Annotated in this window: 2 protein-coding genes; both read right to left on the bottom strand. The window is 65.6% G+C overall.

Annotated elements, in window-relative coordinates; translation table 11 throughout:
• Positions 1-1,152, bottom strand: a 1,152-nt coding sequence (locus tag DBR22_RS08430) for an acetyl-CoA carboxylase biotin carboxylase subunit (protein WP_219928095.1), incomplete at its 3' end; no start/stop codon positions are given.
• 7 nt (positions 1,153-1,159) lie between these two features.
• On the bottom strand, positions 1,160-1,807 hold a 648-nt coding region (locus DBR22_RS08425), incomplete at its 5' end, for a carboxyl transferase domain-containing protein (RefSeq protein ID WP_308810192.1).

Here is a 1,807-nt window from a genome sequence, read left to right as displayed (position 1 = left end):
AAGTTCGTCCAGCGCCAGGATCATGCCGGTGGAGGGCATGAAGTTCCGTTCCGGCATCTCCGCATAGACACGCGCCTCCACAGCATGCCCCTGAAGTACGACGTCGGACTGGGCGACGGTGAGGACCTCGCCGGCGGCGATCCGCACCTGCCATTGAACAAGATCAACACCCGTGACCATTTCGGTGACCGGGTGCTCCACCTGGAGGCGGGTATTCATTTCCATAAAGAAGAACTCGTCCGGGGCCTCGTCGGAGACGAGGAATTCCACGGTTCCGGCGCCGCTGTAGTGGACACTGCGCGCTGCCTGGCAGGCTGCCTCACCGATCCGGGCCCGGGTGGCTCCGCCGTCGTTCAATGAATCCAGCAACGGCGAGGGCGCTTCCTCGATGACCTTCTGATGGCGGCGCTGCAGCGAGCACTCACGCTCGCCCAGGTGGATGACGTTGCCGTGGTTGTCAGCCAGGACCTGGACCTCAATGTGCCGCGGCGTGCGCACCAGGCGTTCAAGGAAAAGGGTGTCGTCGCCAAAGGCGCTCGCCGCCACCCTGCGGGCGGTTGCCAGGGTGGCCTCGAGATCCTCGGGGCGTTCGACGATGTGCATGCCCTTTCCGCCGCCACCGGCGGAAGGCTTGATGAGCAGCGGGAACCCGACGCCGGCAGCGGCGTCCATGAGCTCGGCGTCGGTCATTCCCGGTTCGGCTATTCCGGGCACCACGGGAACGCCGTAACCGGCCACATGGTTCTTGGACCGGATCTTGTCCCCCATGATGTTCAGTGACTCGACGCCGGGGCCAATGAAGGTGATGCCGGCCTGTTCCAGCGCACGGGCGAACTCAACGTTCTCGCTGAGGAAGCCGTAGCCCGGGTGGACTGCCTCGGCTTTGGTGTCCCGGCAGGCCTGGATGATGGCCGCGATCTTCAGGTAGCTCCCGGTTGCCGCGGCGGGCCCGATCCGGACGGCCACGTCCGCCTCGCGCACATGCCTGGCACCGGCGTCGGCGTCGCTGTAGACCGCCACGGAACGGATGCCGAGCGAGCGCAGGGAGCGGATCACACGGCACGCGATTTCGCCGCGGTTGGCAACGAGTACGGTACCGAAGAGCGGTGTCGCGGGTGTGGGAAGAGGCGTAGTCGACGAAGAAGTAGTCACTGCTGGCTCACATCCGGAAAAGGCCGAAGGAGGTCTCCGGCAACGGGGTGCGGGAGACGACGTCGAGCGCCAGTCCCAGGACGGTGCGGGTGTCGGCGGGGTCGATCACGCCGTCGTCCCAGAGGCGTGCGGTGGAGTAGTAGGGGCTGCCCTGGTCCTCGTACTGCTGCCTGATCGGTGCTTTAAAGGCTTCTTCGTCCTCGGCGGACCATTCCTCGCCGCGGGCGTCGTACTGGTCGCGCTTTACGGTGGCGAGCACGCTGGACGCCTGGTTCCCGCCCATCACGGAAATCCGGCTCGCCGGCCACATCCAGAGGAAGCGCGGTGAGTAGGCCCGCCCGCACATGGAGTAGTTGCCTGCGCCGAAGGACCCTCCGATCACCACGGTGAGCTTGGGCACCCGGGCCGTTGCCACTGCCGTGACCATCTTGGCGCCGTTTTTGGCGATGCCGCCCTGCTCGGAGTCCTTGCCCACCATAAAACCGGAGATGTTCTGCAGGAACACCAGCGGGATGCCGCGTTGGTCGCACAACTCGATGAAGTGGGCGCCTTTGAGGGAGGACTCGCTGAAGAGCACGCCGTTGTTGGCCACGATCCCGACCGGGTGGCCATGCAGCTTCGCGAAGCCGGTGACCAAGGTGGCGCCGTATTCCTT

The sequence above is a fragment of the Arthrobacter sp. HMWF013 genome (assembly GCF_003061105.1).
In the GTDB taxonomy this organism is placed as follows: Bacteria; Actinomycetota; Actinomycetes; order Actinomycetales; family Micrococcaceae; genus Arthrobacter.
Note: the sequence above shows the minus strand (reverse complement) of the source record. Positions and strands in the feature narration are given on the sequence as shown.